The 18,132-nt window shown below is 64.0% G+C and carries 17 protein-coding genes; 11 read left to right on the top strand and 6 right to left on the bottom strand.

What is annotated here, in order from left to right; all coding sequences use genetic code 11:
- Window positions 1-65: 65 nt before the first annotated feature.
- Complete coding sequence (gene gyrA, locus K7W42_RS19790) at window positions 66-2,501, bottom strand: DNA gyrase subunit A (protein WP_224576872.1); 2,436 nt, start codon at window positions 2,499-2,501, stop codon at window positions 66-68.
- Window positions 2,502-2,718: 217 nt separating this feature from the next.
- On the opposite strand from gyrA, the gene K7W42_RS23065 reads away from it, so the two are divergent.
- The 10 genes from K7W42_RS23065 (at window position 2,719) to K7W42_RS19745 (ending at window position 10,719) form a co-directional block, all read left to right on the top strand.
- Window positions 2,719-2,982, top strand: coding sequence for a tyrosine-protein phosphatase (locus K7W42_RS23065; RefSeq protein ID WP_255639506.1), 264 nt, complete (start codon window positions 2,719-2,721; stop codon window positions 2,980-2,982).
- Window positions 2,983-3,007: 25 nt separating this feature from the next.
- Window positions 3,008-3,373 carry a tyrosine-protein phosphatase gene (locus tag K7W42_RS23060; protein WP_369411400.1) on the top strand — a complete coding sequence of 122 codons (366 nt, stop codon included), beginning with the start codon at window positions 3,008-3,010 and terminating at the stop codon, window positions 3,371-3,373.
- A gap of 99 nt (window positions 3,374-3,472) precedes the next feature.
- Window positions 3,473-3,823 (top strand): roadblock/LC7 domain-containing protein, encoded by a 351-nt coding sequence (locus tag K7W42_RS19780; RefSeq protein WP_157457590.1) that lies wholly within the window; start codon window positions 3,473-3,475, stop codon window positions 3,821-3,823.
- Entirely contained in the window at window positions 3,820-4,161 is a 342-nt protein-coding gene (locus K7W42_RS19775; RefSeq protein WP_224576871.1) for a roadblock/LC7 domain-containing protein, read from the top strand. Before K7W42_RS19780 ends, K7W42_RS19775 begins: the two co-directional genes overlap by 4 nt.
- Window positions 4,158-4,478 carry a roadblock/LC7 domain-containing protein gene (locus K7W42_RS19770; protein WP_224576870.1) on the top strand — a complete coding sequence of 107 codons (321 nt, stop codon included), beginning with the start codon at window positions 4,158-4,160 and terminating at the stop codon, window positions 4,476-4,478. Before K7W42_RS19775 ends, K7W42_RS19770 begins: the two co-directional genes overlap by 4 nt.
- Before the next feature lie 94 nt (window positions 4,479-4,572).
- Window positions 4,573-5,580: a porphobilinogen synthase gene (gene hemB / locus K7W42_RS19765; protein ID WP_224576869.1), complete on the top strand. Its 1,008-nt coding sequence runs from the start codon at window positions 4,573-4,575 to the stop codon at window positions 5,578-5,580.
- A gap of 79 nt (window positions 5,581-5,659) precedes the next feature.
- The gene (locus K7W42_RS19760) at window positions 5,660-6,256 is read left to right on the top strand and encodes a cyclin-dependent kinase inhibitor 3 family protein (protein ID WP_224576868.1); all 597 of its coding nucleotides are present in this window, start codon (window positions 5,660-5,662) and stop codon (window positions 6,254-6,256) included.
- A gap of 77 nt (window positions 6,257-6,333) precedes the next feature.
- Window positions 6,334-6,828 (top strand): hypothetical protein, encoded by a 495-nt coding sequence (locus K7W42_RS19755; RefSeq protein WP_224576867.1) that lies wholly within the window; start codon window positions 6,334-6,336, stop codon window positions 6,826-6,828.
- Between the two features lie 336 nt (window positions 6,829-7,164).
- Window positions 7,165-8,931: an HD domain-containing phosphohydrolase gene (locus tag K7W42_RS19750; RefSeq protein ID WP_224576866.1), complete on the top strand. Its 1,767-nt coding sequence runs from the start codon at window positions 7,165-7,167 to the stop codon at window positions 8,929-8,931.
- A gap of 264 nt (window positions 8,932-9,195) precedes the next feature.
- Window positions 9,196-10,719 carry a GGDEF domain-containing protein gene (locus K7W42_RS19745; RefSeq protein ID WP_224576865.1) on the top strand — a complete coding sequence of 508 codons (1,524 nt, stop codon included), beginning with the start codon at window positions 9,196-9,198 and terminating at the stop codon, window positions 10,717-10,719.
- Between the two features lie 435 nt (window positions 10,720-11,154).
- On the opposite strand, the gene K7W42_RS19740 is transcribed toward K7W42_RS19745, so the two are convergent.
- The 4 genes from K7W42_RS19740 to sdhC all read right to left on the bottom strand — a co-directional run bounded on the left by K7W42_RS19740 (window position 11,155) and on the right by sdhC (window position 14,634).
- Complete coding sequence (locus K7W42_RS19740) at window positions 11,155-11,919, bottom strand: succinate dehydrogenase iron-sulfur subunit (RefSeq protein ID WP_224576864.1); 765 nt, start codon at window positions 11,917-11,919, stop codon at window positions 11,155-11,157.
- A 145-nt stretch (window positions 11,920-12,064) separates the two neighbouring features.
- On the bottom strand, window positions 12,065-13,816 hold the full coding sequence (gene sdhA, locus K7W42_RS19735; RefSeq protein ID WP_224576862.1) for a succinate dehydrogenase flavoprotein subunit: 1,752 nt from the start codon (window positions 13,814-13,816) through the stop codon (window positions 12,065-12,067).
- Between the two features lie 24 nt (window positions 13,817-13,840).
- Complete coding sequence (locus tag K7W42_RS19730; protein ID WP_157457598.1) at window positions 13,841-14,218, bottom strand: succinate dehydrogenase hydrophobic membrane anchor subunit; 378 nt, start codon at window positions 14,216-14,218, stop codon at window positions 13,841-13,843.
- Entirely contained in the window at window positions 14,218-14,634 is a 417-nt protein-coding gene (gene sdhC / locus K7W42_RS19725; RefSeq protein ID WP_224576861.1) for a succinate dehydrogenase, cytochrome b556 subunit, read from the bottom strand. The genes K7W42_RS19730 and sdhC overlap by 1 nt, the downstream gene beginning before the upstream one ends.
- Window positions 14,635-14,795: 161 nt before the next feature.
- Here sdhC and K7W42_RS19720 point away from each other — a divergent pair, with 161 nt between their 5' ends.
- Window positions 14,796-15,113 carry a hypothetical protein gene (locus K7W42_RS19720; RefSeq protein ID WP_224576860.1) on the top strand — a complete coding sequence of 106 codons (318 nt, stop codon included), beginning with the start codon at window positions 14,796-14,798 and terminating at the stop codon, window positions 15,111-15,113.
- A 75-nt stretch (window positions 15,114-15,188) separates the two neighbouring features.
- Here the strand turns inward: K7W42_RS19720 and K7W42_RS19715 are convergent, their stop codons facing one another.
- Window positions 15,189-17,915, bottom strand: coding sequence for a hypothetical protein (locus K7W42_RS19715; protein ID WP_224576859.1), 2,727 nt, complete (start codon window positions 17,913-17,915; stop codon window positions 15,189-15,191).
- Between the last annotated feature and the right edge of the window lie 217 nt (window positions 17,916-18,132).

The following is an 18,132-nucleotide window of genomic DNA, read 5'->3' as shown; positions in this document are numbered from 1 at the left end:
TCCACATCGCAGGGAAGAAAAAACCCAGGGCTGTCGCGCCCTGGGCCGGCCAAGAGGCCGCAGGCTTAGAGGTCGTCCTCGCGGCGGATGGGGAAGGCGCTGATCACGCTGTCCTTGTCGGCAATGTTGATGACCTTCACGCCCTGGGCGTTGCGGCCCGTCACGCGCACCTCTTCCACGCGGGTGCGGATGACGGTGCCCTTCTCGGTCAGCACCATCAGTTCCTCGTTGCCGCCCACGCGCGCCAAGGTCATCAGTTTCCCGGTCTTGTCGGTGACATCCAGGGTGATGACGCCCATGCCGCCGCGCCCCTTGGCGGGGTAGTCGGCCACGGGGGTGCGCTTGCCCAGGCCGCATTCGCTGACGGCCAGCAGTTCGCTGTCCACGTCGCTGCCCGGCACCAGCGCCATGCTGACCACGGCGTCATCCTCGCCGTCGCGCAGGCGAATCCCAATGACGCCCTGGGTGGCGCGGCCCGTGTCCCGCACCTCGCTGCTCTCAAAGCGCATGGCCTTGCCGTTGCGGGTCGCCAGCACCACATGGTCGCCGTCCTGCACGATGCCCACGCTAATCAGCTCATCGCCGGGTTGCAGGTTGATGGCAATCAGGCCCGCCGACGTGATGTTGCCGTAATCCGTAATCAGCGTCTTCTTCACGATGCCCTTGCGGGTGGCGAAGATGAAGCAGCCGGTCTCGTCAAAGCCCCCAACGCTCAGCACCGAGGCGATGTTTTCGTCCTCGCGCAGGCTGGGCAACAGGTTGCGAATGTGGGTGCCCTTGGCGTCGCGCCCGGCTTCTGGGAGGTCGTAAATCTTCTCGTGGAACACGCGCCCAGCGTCGGTGAAGAACAGCAGGTAATCATGCGTGCTACCCACAAAGACGCGGGTATTCACGTCCTCCTCGCGCAGTTTGCCGCCCGACGCGCCGCGGCCGCCCCGGCTCTGGGCGCGGTAGGCGTCCAGCTTGGTGCGCTTGAGGTAGCCGGCCTTGGTCATGGTGATGACCATGTCCTCAACGGCGATCAGGTCTTCTTTGCTGATGTCCTCTTCCAGCAGGGTAATCGCGCTGCGCCGCTCGTCGCCGTAGCTGTCGCGGATGTGGCGGATTTCTTTCTTGATCTCGCGCCACAGCAGTTTCTCGTCGCCCAGGATGGACTGCAGGAAGGCAATCGTCTTTTGCAGCTCGTCGTACTCGCCCTGGAGCTTCTCGCGCTCCAGGCCCACCAGCCGCTGCAGGCGCATGTCCAGAATCGCCTGCGACTGCACTTCGGTCAGGCCAAAGCGGGCCATCAGGGCGTCGCGCGCCTCGGCGCCGGTGTTGCTGGCCCGGATGAGGCTGATGACCTCGTCAATGTGGTCCAGCGCCTTCAGGAGCCCTTCGAGGATGTGGGCGCGTTCCTGGGCCTTGTCCAGCTCGTACTGGGTGCGCCGCGTCACCACGTCCCGGCGGTGGGCCAGGAAATACTGCATGGTGTCAATCAGCGGCAGCACGCGCGGCTCGCCGTTCACGATGCTGAGGTTGATGACGGTAAACGTCCCTTGCAGCTGCGTGTACTTGTACAGCTGATTCAGGACCAGTGTGGGAATCGCGCCGCGCTTGAGGTCAATCACGATGCGCACGGGGTCCTTGCGGTCCGACTCGTCGCGCAGGGCGCTGATGTCCGGGATTTTGCCCGCCTTGTACATGGCGCTGATCGTCTGAATCAGGTTGGTCTTGTTCACCTGATAGGGAATTTCCGAGATGATGATCTGCGTGCGGCCGTTTTTCTCGTCAATGCGGGCCTTGCCGCGCACCTTCAGGCCGCCGTGCCCGGTGGTATAGGCCTCGCGGATGCCGGCTTTGGAAATGCGCCCGCCAGTCGGGAAGTCTGGCCCCTGTACGTGGGTCATCATCTCATCTAGGCCAATATTTGGGTTCTCAATCAGCGCTAGCAGGCCATTGCAGATTTCGGTGAGGTTGTGCGGCGGAATGTTCGTCGCCATGCCCACGGCAATCCCCGACGCGCCGTTGATGAGGAGGTTGGGCACCGCGCTGGGCAGCACCGACGGTTCCTCGGTGGTCTCGTCGTAGTTGGGCTTGAGGTCCACCGTCTTCTTTTCGAGGTCGGCCAGAACTTCCTCGGCCACTTTGGTCATGCGCGCTTCGGTGTAACGCATGGCGGCGGGCGGATCGCCGTCAATGGACCCGAAGTTGCCCTGCGGGTGAACCATCGGGTAGCGCATGTTCCACCACTGGCCCAGGCGCACCATCGCGTCGTAGATGCTGCTGTCGCCGTGCGGGTGGTACTTCTTCATGACCTCGCCGACCACCGACGCCGACTTGGCGTGCTTGTGGTTGGCGTACAGGCCTTCAAGCATCATCGCGTACATGATGCGGCGCTGCACGGGCTTCAGACCGTCGCGCACGTCCGGGAGCGCACGGTCCACGATCACGTTCATGGCGTAGTTGATGAAGTTGGTCTTGACTTCGCTGGTGATGTCAACAGGATGAATTCCAGTCATGTGGCTCCAGTCAGGGCGGCTGCAGCAGCTGGGTCAGCCGGCAGCCAGAATGGTGAGGCCCGGCCTTTCCGGGAATGGAGAGATTCTATCACGAAATTATGCCTGGGGCGTAATAGAACCGACTCCCTCAATAGCCCTATTGTAGCCTAAAAGCCGCGCCTATATCGGGATTCAGGCCACCCCGCCCGGCGGCTGGGGCCAGCTATCGTCACGCCTCATGACCCCTGTGCCAGATGGTGCCCTGAACTTCCGCCAGACCCTGCCCGGCCTGTACCGCAGCGGGAACTTCAGCCGCCTGGGTGGGCAGGGGAGAAGCGGCGTGCTGGCGTTGGGAGTGGCCCGCATTCTGGACCTCCGCACCCGCGCTGAACGGGGGCAGGACCCGCCGCCGTTTCTGGGCCACCCGGCTTACCTGAATCTGCCGCTGCTGCCTTACCGCAGCCGCGCCCTGCAACGCCGACATCGGTGTGGCGCTGCTTGAACACGGCGCAAATGGGATGGTGACCGTGCTGGGTGCCCTCCTGGACGCCCCTGAAGGGCTGCTGCTGATTCACTGCCACGCGGGCAAGGACCGCACAGGCCTGGTGGCGGCCCTGTGCGGCGAACTGGCGGGCCTGTCCAGAGAGCAGATTGGCGCAGATTACGCGGCGTCTGGCCTGGCCCTGACCCAGTTCTACGCCGACCAGCAGGCCCGCCGCACGCCGGAGGAATGGACCAGGTTGCTGCCCTTCGTGCCCAGCGCGCCGGAGGCTGTCCTGCGCCCGCTGGCGTATCTGGACCAGATCTGGGGCAGCCCAGCCGCCTATCTGGACGCCTACGGCTTCAGCCTCGCCGAGCAGCGGCAGCTGGCGCAGCGGCTGGCAACTCCCTGACCCGGCGCCCAGCTGGGCCAGTGCCCCCAGTGGCCCCCACCGGGGCTGTCCGGGCGTGTCGGTGCCTGGCCTGGCGCCGGCCCTTATGATGTCCTCAGCATGCTCGAACACCTTTCCCAACTTGTGAAGGACGTGGACGGCGCGTGGGCCGCCGCTCTCGCTGGCTTAGACGGCCTCCTGATTGAATGGCACAGCACCACCGACCTGGACCTGAGCCTGATGGTGGCCGAACACGCCGGCATCTTCCGCGCCGCCAGCAGCGCCTACGACGTGACGCTGAACGGCGGGCAGACCCGTGAACTGTACCTGCGGGGCGAGCGTCTGGCGGTGTACCTGCATCCCATCAAAACCGACTACTTTCTGCTGCTGGCCATTGACGGGCGCAGCAACCTGGGTCAGGCCCGGCTGTACGGCCGCGATACCGCCCGCAAACTGGAGGCCACGCTGTGATTCTTGACCCTCTGCGGACCCTGCCAGGTGTGGTGGCCGCTGCCCTGGTCGGCCCCGACGGCCTGACCATTGAAGGCCACGGCGACGGCGGCGACGCGCTGGCCGCCGAACTGAGTGCCCTGCGGGTCGGCATGGACCGCACTTGCCGCCGCCTGGGCGCGGGCGAGGTCACCCGCATCGCCTTTACCAGCGAGCGCATTGAAGTGGTGGCAGTCACGATTGCCGACTTTATTCTGGGGGCCGCCATGACGCGCGGCACCGACACCCGCAACGCCCAGCAGACGCTGGCCCGCATCGTGCTGGACCTGCCCAACCTGCCCCGGCCGGAGGGCGCGTGATTGGTGAGCTGTTGTCGGTGCGCGGCGTGCGCCACGCGGCGCTGGTGGCCCCTGACGGCCAGGTGGTCGCCAAAGTGGGCCTGAGTGACGAGCAGACCGGCCCCGAACTGACCCTGGTGGCGGCTGGCCGCGCTGTGATTGGCAGCTTGCAAACCAACCTGAAAAGCGGCGGCTGGCAGGAGCTGCTGCTGGATGTGGACGGCGGCCCCGTACTGCTGACCCCCCACGGCGACCAGATTCTGCTGACCGCCTTCGACGAGGTGGCCAGCCTGGGCCGCATCCGCTTTGCCGTGCGCCGCCTGCTGGGCAGCGCGTAGGGCAAAGAGGCTGTCCCATCACTCCGAACCCGCTCTGGCCTGAGGTCAGGGCGGGTTTGCATTTGCCCCGGCCAGGCCGCGCTAGCGTGAGGCCATGCAAGACCGCCCCCGCCGCCTGCGCCGCACGCCTGCCCTGCGCGCCCTGACCCAGGAAGTGCAGCTGCACCCCTCTCAGTTCATCTCTCCCCTGTTCGTCCATGAGCGTGGGGACGTCACGCCCATTGCGACCATGCCCGGTGTGTCCCGGCACTCGGTGGCCAGCGCCGTGGAGCAGGCGCGGGAGGCCCTGTCGCTGGGCATTCCCAGCGTCATCCTGTTCGGCATTCCGGACCACAAAGACGCCCTGGGCACCCAGGCTTACGCCGAAGAGGGGGTGATTCAGCGGGTGACGCGGGCCATCAAGGCGCAGGTGCCAGGCGTCACAGTCATCGCGGACACCTGCCTGTGTGAATACACCGACCACGGCCACTGCGGCCCCCTGTGTGAGGTGCCGGGCTTAAGCGGCGCCGACGCCTGGACGGTAGACAACGACGCCAGCCTGACCCTGCTGGCACAAACGGCGGTGTCTCAGGCGCAGGCGGGGGCCGACGTGGTGGCGCCCAGTGCCATGATGGACGGCCAGGTGGCCGCCATTCGCGCCGCGCTGGACGAGGCGGGCTTTGCCCACATTCCCGTCATGAGCTACGCCGTGAAGTACGCCAGCGCCTACTACGGTCCTTTCCGGGACGCGGCGGGCAGTGCGCCCAGCGTGGGGCACCGCGCTGGCTACCAGATGAACCCGGCGGGCGGCCACCGTGAGGCGCTGCGCGAAGCCCGCCTGGACGCCGAACAGGGCGCCGACACCCTGATGGTCAAGCCGGCCCTGGCCTACCTGGACGTGCTGAGCCTCTTGAGGCGCGAGTTTGACCTGCCGGTGGTGGCCTACAACGTCAGTGGCGAGTACGCGCTGGTCAAGGCCGCCGCCCAGGCCGGCTACATGGATGAGCGCCGCACCGTGCTGGAAACCCTGACGGGCATGCGCCGCGCCGGAGCGGACGCCATCATCACCTATCACGCGCTGGACGCGGCGCGGTGGCTCCAGGAAGAGCAGGTGCGCCTATGATGACGAATTGGGCAAGGCGAGGGACCGCCTCTGAGGCTGAAGCTTCCAGAGCAGGTGAGGCTATGTCAACGAATCGAGAATGGAAAAGTCTGTCTACGAGGTTGGGTCAACCTATGACTATCCGCCGGGAGCGCCCATGACAAGTGCGCAGTCGCCCATCCGCATTGACTGGGTGCCCACGGGCCTGTGGCCGGGCCAGCTGGGCCTGACCTTCGCGCCGGGGAAGAAGGGGGGCAGCGTCTATCAGCCCGGTGTGACCCATGACCGGGACATGCTGACCGATATGCGGACCCTGGCGCAGCAGGGCGCGGGCGTTATTGCGCCGCTGCTGGAGGACTTTGAGTTTGACCTGCTGGGCATGGACGGCTACCACGACGCCGCTGGCACACATGGCCTGGAGGTCGTGCCCTATACCATTCCCGATGGGCGGGCGCCGCACGACCCGGACGATTTTGCGTCGTACCTGGACGAATTGATGACGCATCTGCTTGAGGGTCGGTGCGTGGTCGTGCATTGCCGGGGTGGACTGGGGCGCGCTGGCCTGACGGCGGCGTGTCTGCTGGTGCAGGCGGGCATGGACGCTGACAGCGCCCTGATCCTGGTGCGCCAGGCCCGTAGTCCCCACGCTGTCGAAACTGCCCAGCAGGAAGCCTTTTTGCAGGCGTTTGCCCAGTAGGAGGTCGGGGGGGCCTGCAGCCCGCTGCGCGTAACCCTCACGCTGGGTCAGGGTTCAGCGCCTAGACTGGCCGCACCATGACTGCCCTACAGACGCTTCTTGGCGCGGCGCTGCTGACCCTGCTGGCTGCCTGTGCGCCAGCGGTCACTGCCGCTCAGCCTGGCCGCATCGTGAACACCCAGAGCGGCGCCGAAGGCACCGTGTCTTTCACGCGGGGCACCCTCAGCCCCCGCCTGGGTGACCCCTTTGCGCCGGACAACGCGACGCTGACCATCGGTGGCCGCACCTATACCGGGCGCACCTACCTGATCGGGGGCGGCAGCCTGCCGGGCGGCCTGGGCGTCAGTGTGGCGTTTGGAACATCCAACGTCAGTGGCGAGCCGACGGCTGTGGCGGCCCAGACGCGCGTGGATGCTGGGCGGCCCGTGCCCGCTTATACCGGCAACCTGATTGCCCGCGCCGAGGGCGAGCCACCTGCACTGCTGACCTGCACCCTGACGGTAGACACCCGAGAGCGTGGGGTGGGCGAGTGCATTGACGGCGCGGGCGTGCGCTACGCCCTGCAATTCTGAGCCAGGGCTGGGCAAAGAGACTGGGCCGCCGCTGACCGTGCGGCGAAGCCGATCAGCTGCTCTCGTTACCAGCAGAATAAATTGCTGGGCCGCGCCTGAACTGCCAGAGCCTTGCGCTGACCGACGAGCCGTCATCCATCACCGGATGAATAACAGCACTCACCAGGAGATCTTGGTGCTTACATGCAGAGCGGACGGGTGTGCTGAGCAGAGCCGCTGAGAGGGCCTCCCTCTGACCTGAGCAGCTTTCAGGTGGGGTGGAAGGGCCGAGTTTTCCTCTCCATACCCTCTTCGGGGGTGCCTCCCGAACCCTGACGGCAACTGTCAGAATGCACCATGCAAGAGTCGCACGGGAACGCTGCACGTTCCCAGGAGACCCCTCTTCCGGCGGGGCACCTGCAGACTTTGCTTCAGGAGGCCCGTGCCGCCCGCACCGCCGAGGTGTGGCGGTGCCTGCCTCTGATGGAAGAGGCCCTGCCGCTAGCACGTCAGGAGGGTGATCCTCGCCTCCTGGCCGAAGTCCTGACCCTGCTGGGCCTGGGGCACATGATGACGGGGCAACTGCGCGCTGCTCTGGCGCTGCTGAACGAAGCCGTTGAACTGGCGACTGGGCCGGGCGCGGCTTATCTGCTGGCCGACGCCACGCTGTGCCTGGGCAAGACACTGGGCGAGCTGGGCGACCCGGCGGCCATTGATTATCAGCGCGAGGCCCAGAGTCAGTACGCGGCGATGGGAGCGCGCCTGCAAGAAGCAGACGCGGTGCAGGCCCTGGGCCTGACCCTCCACAAACGCATGGAATACGAGGCGGCGGTGCCGTTGCACCTGCGGGGCGTGGAAATGCAGCGGGCGCTGGGCCAGGAGCGCAGCGTCGGGTACGGCCTGGCCTACCTGGGCGAGACCTATGCCGACCTGGGCATGGCCACTCTGGACCACGACCCGGAGAAAGGCCGCACGACGTTGGCTCAGGCCGTCCCGCTGCTGACCGAGGCCGCCGAGATAGCCGCGCGCATGAACGACGCGCGGCTGCTGCGCACAGCGGCGGCAGCCCTGGCCCAGGTGGAATTTGACCGGGGCTTTGAGGACGTGGCTGAGGCCTGGCTGAAGCGGAGCTTTGAGGCGGCGCGCACGGCGCAGGACCGGCTGGGCGAGGCCTATTTGCACAAAGAGCAGGCCCGGCAGCAGCAGCGGCGCGGCGACCTTGCTGGGGCCCTGAGGACCCTTCACGTGGCCTGTGCCCTGATGGAAGCGGCTGGGGCGCAGAGCGGTCTGGTCAGCGTGCTGCGTCAGACGGCTGGGGTGCAGGAGCAGGCCGGCGACCTGGCCCTGGCCCTGGACACCCAGCGCCGGACCCACACCCTTGAACTGGCCCTGCGGGACGAGGCCAACGAGACGCGCTTTCAGCTCGCCCGCTTCCGACTGGAAACCCAGCAGCACCGGGCCGAGGCCGAAAAGGAGCGCCGCCGCTCCGAGGCCCTGGAAGACCTGGTGCGCCAGCGCACCGCCCAGCTGGAGGCCAGCCACTTTGCCCTGCTGGAACGCCTGGCGGTGGTGGCCGAGTTCCGGGATTCGGAAACCGCCGACCACACGCGGCGCGTGGGGACTCTGGCGGCCCTACTGGCTCAGCGGCTGGGTCTGCCCGCTTCAGAAGTCGCCATGCTGCAACTGGCCGCGCGCCTGCACGACATCGGCAAGATTGCCATTCCCGACGAGGTGCTCCTGAAATCAGGTCGCCTGAGCCCCGACGAATGGGCGCTGATGCAGACCCACGCGGCGCGCGGTGCCCAGATGCTGGCCGGGCGTGACTCGGCGCTGCTGACCATGGCCGAGGAAATCGCCTGGACCCACCATGAGCGCTGGGACGGCAGCGGCTATCCGCGTGGCCTGGCCGGTGAGGCCATTCCCCTGGTGGGCCGGGTGGTGGCGCTGGCCGATGTCTACGACGCGCTGGGCCGGGTGCGGCCCTACAAGCCGGCGTGGTCGCACGTGGAGGTGGTGCAGGAGATTCAGCGCGGGGCCGGCCTCCACTTCGACCCGCAGGTGGTGGCCGCTTTTCTGACATTGCTAGAAGAAGGGCAGTGGCTTCCCGAAGTGTCAAAAGACTGAACGGTGAACGGGAGCGAAGTTGACTCGCTCCTATGGACGCTGATTGAATCGTAGAGATCATGGACTCCGAGCGGAGTAGCACGGCTTTGTAAAGCCGCTCTTCAAGTCCACAGGAGAGCGAGAAGAAAAACGGGTTCTGGGCGTGCAGTTGGCCAATCGGTGCCCTCCCGGTTTGTCAGCGGTACAGACAGAAGCCGTATCACCCGGCCTTGATGCCGCACCCTGCCACAGACTTGTCAGGGTGCGGCCCCTATAACGGGAGCTATGGAAGAGCTGTGGCAGGCCCGCAACCGCGACCCGCGTGGGGTGCGCGCTGAGCTCGGCACTCGCCGGGCCTCGCCGGAATTGACGGTCGTTCAGGCCTATCTGGACTGGCGCGAGGGGTCGCCTGACCGGGCCATGCAGAGTCTGGTGACGGTGCTGCCGGACCTGGCTGGTCCGTGGCGGGGCCGCGCCCTGAATGTGCAGGCCAACATCCTGTCCGATTCGCTGGAAATCGATCAGGCCCACCTCCTATATGCTGAAGAATTACGGGTGGCTCAGGCGTGCGGTGACGTGAACGGCGAGTGGCGCGCCCGGCACGACCTGACTAACCTCTTTCTGGATATTGCGCCCGAACGGGTGCTGGGGCCGCTGCGTGAAGTGATTGCCGGCGCCCGCGCCGCAGGTGAGCTAGATACCCTGATCGTGGCGCACCTCAATATCGCGTCCTACTCGGCGTCCCTGGGCTTGACCGCCGAGGAACGTCGGCACCACCTGAACATGGTCCTGACCCTGGCCGCCGACGCCTGGCCTGACCTGTACGCCGTGGCCCGCATGGTGCTGGCTGAAGACGCCCTGGCCGAGGGCGACCTGGAAGCGGCCGAGGCGCATCTGGCGACCCTGAATGCCTTGCCGCCCCTGTCGATCCGGCAGACTCGCAGCGACCTGCTGGTCACAGAATGCCAGTTGCTGCGGGCCAGGGGACAGGGCGCGCAGGCGGCCGGGCGGCTGCGCGCCGAGTTGCCACTCGTGACCCTGTGGGAGCAGCCCAAACTGCTGCACGCCCTGTCATTGGCTCTGGAAGAGGCAGGTGACCTGGCCGGCGCTCTGAGCGCCGAGCGCCAGCACAGCGAGAACTGGAAGGCCGCCGAAGGCACTCGCCGCGAGCGCACCATGCGCGCCCTAGAAGTCTGGCACTGCACAGCCCAGGCACGTGCCGACGCCGAGCGGGAACGGGGACGGGCGGTGCAGCTGGAAACGGCCCTGAGTGATCTGCGCGCCGCCCACGACCACATTCAGGAACTGAGCCGCCGCGACGGGCTGACCGGGCTGTATAACCGCCAGCACCTGATGGAAGCAGGCGCCGCCGTCCTGGCGCTGGCCACGCCCCTTCAGCCTGCGCAGGTGGCCCTGCTGGACGTGGACAAGTTCAAGCGCATTAACGACACTGCTGGCCACCATGTTGGTGATGAGGTGCTGCGCGGTGTGGCGGGACTGTTGCAGGCGGCTCTGCGGCCCGGCGACCTGTGCGCCCGCTACGGCGGCGAGGAGTTTGTGGTAGTGCGTCCTTCAGGGGCGGGGCTAGGTGCCCCAGACCTGGCCGCTGACCTGAGCCTCCTGGCCGACGCGCTGGTGACCCACCGCTGGGGCCTGCCCGAGGCGCTGGGGGTTACTGCCAGCATCGGGGTGGTGCAGGCCACGGCCCCCGATCTCGACGCGGCGCTGGCGCTGGCCGACGCCCGGATGTACGCCGCCAAGCGGAGCGGTGGCCACCGGGTCTATACCCAGGACGCTGTGGCCAGTTAGGGAAGACGGACTCGGAGAGTAGGGTTTCTGGGAAGGCTGGAGTCCGAGCAAGTTCAGAAAATCTCTGACCCCCTGTGCGCGAAGACGGTGAAAGCCCAGCAGGCTTGGCAAGCATTCAAGGGGCTCGGGACAGTGTCGGAGGGGTAAGCAAGAGAGGGGGGACACCCCGGCCTTTTCCCAATTGGTCAACGCAACAGGCGGAAGGTGTACGAGCAGTGGCGCAGAGTGATGTAAAGGCATGACCTTGGTAACCCGGCGTGCGGAATGGAAGATTGCCTGTCTCCCGAACTCCAAGCCTCTTGGTCTGAGGGCCGCCCCTGAGGAGTTGGACGAAAGGCATCCTCTTGTTTACAGGCGGTAGAGAGGTTTCATAGCCAACCTCCACCTAACAAAAAGCCCCGGCGCGGTGGCCGGGACTCCCTGTGCTGCTACGTCTTACGCCTGACCGTACATCACGGCGCGCTTGACTTCCTCAATCAACTGGGTGATCGGGATGTCGCGCGGGCAGGCCTCGGTGCAGTTGTATGCGGTGCGGCAGCGCCAGACGCCCGTGTTCTGGTTCAAAATGCCCAGGCGCTGGTGCGTGGCCTCGTCGCGGGTGTCAAAGATGAAGCGGTGGGCCTGCACAATCGCCGCCGGCCCCAGGTAAGAGCCGTTCACCCAGAAGATCGGGCAGGAAGTCGTGCAGCAGGCGCACAGAATGCAGTTGCTGGAGTGCGCCATACGCTCGGCCTGCTCTTCACTCTGAACGCGCTCAGTGGCAGGAGCCGGTGACTCGTTGATGAAGTACGGCATGATGGCCTTGTAGGAGTCAAAAAACGGCTCCATATCCACCAGCAGGTCCTTCTCGACCTTCAGGCCGCGAATCGGCTCGACGGTAATGGTGCCGCCGTTCTTGGCCACGTCGCGCACCAGTGTCTTGCAGGCCAGGCGGTTGCGGCCATTAATCAGCATGGCGTCGCTGCCGCAGATGCCGTGCATGCACGAGCGGCGGAAGGTCAGGCTGGGCTCCAGGTACCATTTGACGTGGTTAATCACGTCCAGCACACGGTCGCCCGGCTGGGCTTCGACATCGTAGGTGGTCCAGTGCGCTTTCTTGTCCTTGTCGGGGTCAAAGCGCAGAATCTTGACTTTCAGGTTCAGCATGAGCACGCCCACGGGGGCGGCGCTGGTGCTGGTGGGGGCAGTCATCTGGGTCATGGGGTTCCTTGCGGGGTCAGCTGGATTCCGGCGCGTTCATGGCGGCTCATTTGCGGGGCCTCCAGGGAAGTCCGGCCTCTTCTTCCTACTCGCTTTGCCTGGGGTGAAGAGTGAGCAAAGAGCCCCTTCACCGGGCAGAGACGGGTCAGTACACGCGCGGCTTGGGTTCAAAGGCCCGTGTGAAGCCCTTGAGGGCCACCGGCTTGTAGCCGATGACGACGTTGCCGTCGTTGTTCAGGTCTTTGTAGGCCATGGTGTGCTTCAGCCAGTTGGTGTCGTCGCGCTCGGCGTAGTCCTCGCGGTCGTGGGCCCCGCGCGACTCGGTGCGGTTCAGGGCGCTGCTGGTCATGGCTTCGGCGCAGTCGAGCATAAAGCCCAGTTCCATCGCCTCGATCAGCTCGCTGTTGTAGCGGCGGCTGGGGTCCGACACACTGACGTTGCGGTAGCGCGCCTTCAGTTCCTGCACAATGCCGACCTGTTTTTCCATGTCCTTGCCGTTCCGGAAAATCCCGACGTTGTTCATCATGGATTCCTGAAGTTCCTTGCGGATGGCGGCGGCGTTGTCCTTGCCACTGGCATCGCGCAGGCGGTCCAGCAGGTCCTGACTGTCCCGCTGCGCGCCCTCGGGCATGTCGGGGTATTCGACCTGACGGGCGTACTGCGCAGCGTAGATGCCCGCCCGGCGGCCGAACACCACGAGGTCTCCCAGGCTGTTGGTGCCCAGGCGGTTGGCGCCGTGCAGCGAGACGCAGGCCTGTTCGCCCGCCGCATACAGCCCTTCAATGCTGCCGCCGGACCCATCACTCAGGCACAGGCCGTTGAGGTCAGTGGGAATACCGCCCATCGCGTAGTGCGCCGTGGGCTGAATCGGCACGAGGTCCTTAACCGGGTCCATGCCCAGGTACGTCCGCGCCAGGTCGGTAATTTCGGCCAGCTTGCCTTCAATGACCTCGCGCGGCAGGTGCGTCAGGTCAATGTTGACGGCGTCCTTATCGCGGCCCACGCCCCGGCCTTCACGGATTTCCGTGATGATCGAGCGCGACACGATGTCGCGCGGCGCGAGGTCTTTAATGGTGGGGGCGTAACGCTCCATGAAGCGCTCGCCGCTGTCATTGCGCAGAATGCCGCCCTCACCGCGAATGCCTTCAGTCACCAGAATGCCTAGCTTGGCCAGGCCGGTGGGGTGAAACTGGTAGAACTCCATGTCTTCCAGCGGCAGCCCCTTGCGGTAATAAATACTCATCAGGTCGCCGGTCAGAGTCAGGGCGTTCGAGGTGATTTTGAACACGCGTCCGTAGCCACCCGCCGCCAAGATGACAGCCTTGGCATGGAAGGTGTGCAGCTCGCCGGTGGACAGTTCGTAGGCCACCAGGCCCCGGCAGCGGCCATCTTCAATCAGCAGGTCGGTGACATGGAACTCGTTAAAGAAGGTGGTGCCCGCCTTAACGTTCTGCTGGTACAGCGTCTGCAGAATCATGTGGCCCGTGCGGTCCTTGGCGTAGCAGCTGCGCTCCACGGCCGCCTTGCCGAAGTCGCGGGTGTGGCCGCCGAACTTGCGCTGGGCAATCTTGCCCTCAGGCGTACGCGAAAAGGGCAGACCCATGTGTTCCAGCTCGTACACAGCGTCAATGATGTCCTTGGCGAACACCTCGGCGGCGTCCTGGTCGGTCAGATAGTCGCCGCCCTTGACGGTGTCGAACATGTGCCATTCCCAGTGGTCTTCTTGCACGTTGCCCAGCGCCGCGCCGATGCCGCCCTGCGCCGCGCCCGTGTGTGAGCGGGTGGGGTACAGCTTGGAAATGCAGGCCACGCTCACGTTGCCCTTGGCGGCGTACAGCGCGGCCATCAGCCCTGCGCCGCCTGCGCCGACCACCAGCACGTCATAACGATGATGCATAATTTTCAGTCTTCCTTTGCCGGATTAGATGGAGAACAGGCCCACAGTGCCAAACGCGAACACCAGGGCAATGACGGTGTAAAACACGCCTTTGACCCAGGCCCGGTTGGGACGCGAGCGCACGTAATCTTCAATGGAGTAGCGCGCGCCGTTGGCCCCGTGCATCAGGGACAGGGCCAGGATCAGCCAGTCGTAGAACTTCCAGGCGGGGCTGGCGAGTTTATTGACCACAGCGTCAAAGGTGGCGTCCGATTCACTGACCTGAATAAAGGTCATGTAGATGTGCCCCAGAATCAGGAACACCAGAATCAGGCCGCTGATCCGCATGAAAATCCACCAGTTCAGTTCGGCATTATTGTGGGACTGCTGCCGGGCATCGGTGAAGGTGCGGGCGCGAATCATCAGTAGCCTCCCATCAGGCGCGGGTACAGTGTCCAGGCCGCGCCAATAAAGGCCACCACGCTGATCAGCAGCACGCCGTACCACATCTGCCGCTGGTAGGCGACGCCAAACCCCGTAAAGTCCATGATGATGATGCGCAGCCCGTTAAAGGCGTGATACACCACGCCGGCCGTGACAAACAACAGCCCAATCCGGAAGGGCCACAAGTCGTAGGTCTCGTGAATGGCCATGTAAAAGCGCTCGCCAAAAATAAACGACCCAATGCTGAAGACGTGCAGCAGCAAATAAGTCAGAATCGCCAGCCCTGACAGGCGGTGAAGCAGGAAGGCCCACTGCCCTTCTCTTCCTCGGTACATCCTTAACTCCTCCTCGGCAGCTTTGCCCTGTGTTGCCGACCTGCGTTCGCCCTCAGCCACTGTAGGGCGACTTGTTATGCCGTGTGGGTGACCATTCACACCACGCTTTCAGACGGGCACAAGGATATCATTCCCTAGCTGTTCGTCGTCCGTGCCCTGGCCCACTTCACGGAACGCCGCGCGCCCTGGTGGGACATCACTTCCGCGCTACCCTGTTGCGTATGAGCACCAAAGACCCCGCCACAGAAGCCGAGTTCACCCGCAAGATGGTGCTGGGCATTCTGGGCACCCTGGAACAAAAAGGCCTGCTGAGTAAAGAAGAGGTAGACGGCATCATTCGCGCCGCCCGCCAGCAGGCCCAGCCCCGAAGCCCGCGCCCACTGGGCGGTCCTGCTAGCCCCGGCACCGTCTGGGTGCAGCCTGGGCAGGCCCATGAACCACTGGACCGCAGTACGCCAGTGGCCATTCCCAACGTGCAGCGGACGGCAGAGCCTGTGAGGGCAGAGGCGCCGCCGATGATTGATCTGGATTTGGGGTAGGAATAGAGGCGCAAGGACGATAAGAAAGGCCGCCTCGTTCCTGATCGGAAGAGGCGGCCTTTCCCGTATCGGAGCTTACTTCAGATAAGACAGGTAGTAAGGCCGATTGCCAGAGACCAGATACTCCTGCGTAATAACATTGAGGCCACCTGAAGTCGCCAGGACTGCCGAGGTAATGTCGCCTACCGTGATAGAGGTTACGGCGCTCGTAGAAGCGTTAACCCGGAACACTGAGTAGGAATCAGCCCCCCACAGCACACCGGAGTTATTAAAGTCGAATCCCTTCAGGCGCCCAACGTTGACGTTGAACTTGGTCACACTGTCGTCGGCATTGACGCGGGCCAGTTGGTTGTAGGTGCTAAACCAAACAGTGCCGTCATTGGCAATAGCGCCACCGCTGGCACCACTTACCATCGTCAGTTTGCTGGCTGTGGTAGCAACCGTATCAATCTTAAGCGTGTCACCGATGGACTCGTTGATGTACAGCGCCTTTTTGCCATCTGGGCTAAAGATGAACTGCCCACCAGAGTAACCGTAGTTGGCCTCAACGTTCACGTCCTGCACGGTGCCGGTGCTGGGGTTCCAGACGGCGAGGTTATCCGTGTAGCCGCCCACACCACTTATGACCCGCCGGATCAGCCAGACGCGGCCCAGGCTATCTGTCTGGCTACTCATCACTACGGCATTGCTAGGGCCCGCAGGCAAAGTCGTCTTGATCCCTGTATCGCTGATCAGCACTTCTTTCGTGGCCTCGCCAGCGATGATGCCGCCGCTGGTGGTAATCAGGCGCGGGGACGCACCAGGTACATAGACTGTGGTAGCCGCGCCCGCCATGGTCAAGCGGGTGAGGGCCGACATATAAATGCCTGCCGCGTTGTCATACTGACCGCCAGTGATGCCCCATACACCTTCAGTGGCGCGCGTTGCCTGGCTGACACTGCCGTTCAGGGCAGTGCGGGCCGGACGCACGCTCAACGTAACTGTGGTGTCTTGAGAGTTCGAGGTCAGGTCAGGCGAGGTAACAGTGATAGTCGCATTGCCTAGCCCAGCGTCGGCGGCGGCACGCACCGGAATCTGCATCGTTGTGGTGGTACCAGGAGTAATGTTGACCGGCTTCGCTGTGGCTGTCACCCCAGCTGGCAGGTTTGTCAGTGTGACAGTGGTGGCTCCAGTAAAGCCTTCCACACTTCTGACATCAACCGAAACGGTACTTTCACTACCCTGATGAACTGACACATTGCTGTAGAAGGGCACCGAGATACTCACGCTCGGCTTAGGAATGGTGATATTCACCTTACTTGTGGCTTTGATGACACCGTTGACTTCAGCCGTCATAGTGATGCTATAGGCGCCGGGCACGACGTTGGCAGCGGCCTGAAGTGTAACGGGCGCCGAAGCGAAGTTGCTGAGAGACTTAGTGACTGGCGTAACTGTCACGCCTGTGGGCAGGTCGGTGGCGCTAAAAGTCACGTCTCCGGTAAAGCCCCCAATACTCTGCGCACTGACATTAATATTCAGTGTCTTTTCGGGGCGCAAGACGAGATTGTAAGAATCGGAGACGCTCAGCCCGATACCTGGGCGCCGCGCATCAAAAGTACCGCTGCCCCCGCCTACCTCTTTACCTGCGGCGTCTTTGACTATCAGGCGGAATGGCCCTTCAGCGTAGCCGCCACTGTAACGGAAGGTCAGATTGGTCTTGACGCGCTGTGGCGAAAGGCCCAGGCCACGCAGGTAGGCTGCGGCGCCCGCGCTCTGGGTGCTGAGGGCAGGAAGCGTCAGCGTGGCCGGCTCCACCGTCAGGCCGGGAAAACTGGTGCTCAAGCTGACCTGACCGTTGAAGGCTCCGTCTTGATAGAAGTTAACGGGAACAGTCACCGTATCGTTGGCGGTAAAATCAAGCGCGGCGTCGGGCAGTTGGACCGTGACGCGGGGCTCATATAATCTGGCGCGCAGCTCACTGCGGACATCGCCAGTGACGCTTTTCAGGCCAGAGCTTGACGCGGTCGAACTTGAGGTGATCGCGTTCCAGCCCGCTTGTAGCGTTAGGTCCAAGGTGTAGCTGCCTGTGTACATGCAGTTTACTGTGCCCTTAATCGTTGCCGCTGAGGTGCTGTACACGCGAACGACACGACTACCAGCAACTGCACCTGTTAACGCAATTTCCTCAATAGAGGCCAACAGGTCTTCTTCGGCGTTCATGACATCCATTGAGGTGAAGAAGCGGACGCTGGGATTGTCGCTAGCTGTGCCAGTAAAGGTGCAGTCGCTTCCATAAGTGGGCAGAATGGGGAAAAGGTTTGCTGGGGCAACATTAAGTGGCAGTGACACGCTGCCAGAGGCACTCAGGGTCCCTGCGTTCTTCGCATCAAATCCTCTGGCATCCGCCAGCACGACTTTACCCGCGTAAGGAATACCCGTCACCGTGCCCTGAATGCTGTCATTCTTAACAGCGTTGCCGGGGGCTTGTACGGCCTTGTACTCCAGCGTCACCGTCTTGTTCGCGTCCAGCGTCACGGTCTGAGCCGCAGGCGCAGTGTACCCGTTCACTGCACCGGGCTCAATCTTCAGCACAGTGCCGGCGCTCAGGTCGCTGAACGTCTTCCCACTGGCCAGCGCCCCTTCATTCAAGACGGCGTTCGTCGTGGTGTTCGTGACCTTGACGGGTGCAGAGCTGACACCAGTCAGATTGACCGTGAAGGCGAAGGGAGTTGGTTTAGGAGGCTGCGGCGGATCAGGCTGAGGGCAGGCGGTCAGCAGAACGGTCAGGCCCAGCATGGCGGTGGGAAGGTGCAGTTTCTTCATAGCCGCTCAGGATTCTAATGGACCTTAAACGGTTTGACATACGAACTTGACCACTGACCCGCCGACCAGCCTATCCACCCGACGGGGGCAGGCCTCTCATCAGAAAGTCATCAGGCAACTTTGCTGATTCGCACCCATCTACACCAATTTTCCAGCCCCTTCGCCGTACCCCGTACACTGCCGCCATGTTCACCGCCCAGACCAACCTTCTTCTTCT

It is taken from the genome of Deinococcus betulae (assembly GCF_020166395.1).
In the GTDB taxonomy this organism is placed as follows: Bacteria; Deinococcota; Deinococci; order Deinococcales; family Deinococcaceae; genus Deinococcus; species Deinococcus betulae.
Note: the sequence above shows the minus strand (reverse complement) of the source record. Positions and strands in the feature narration are given on the sequence as shown.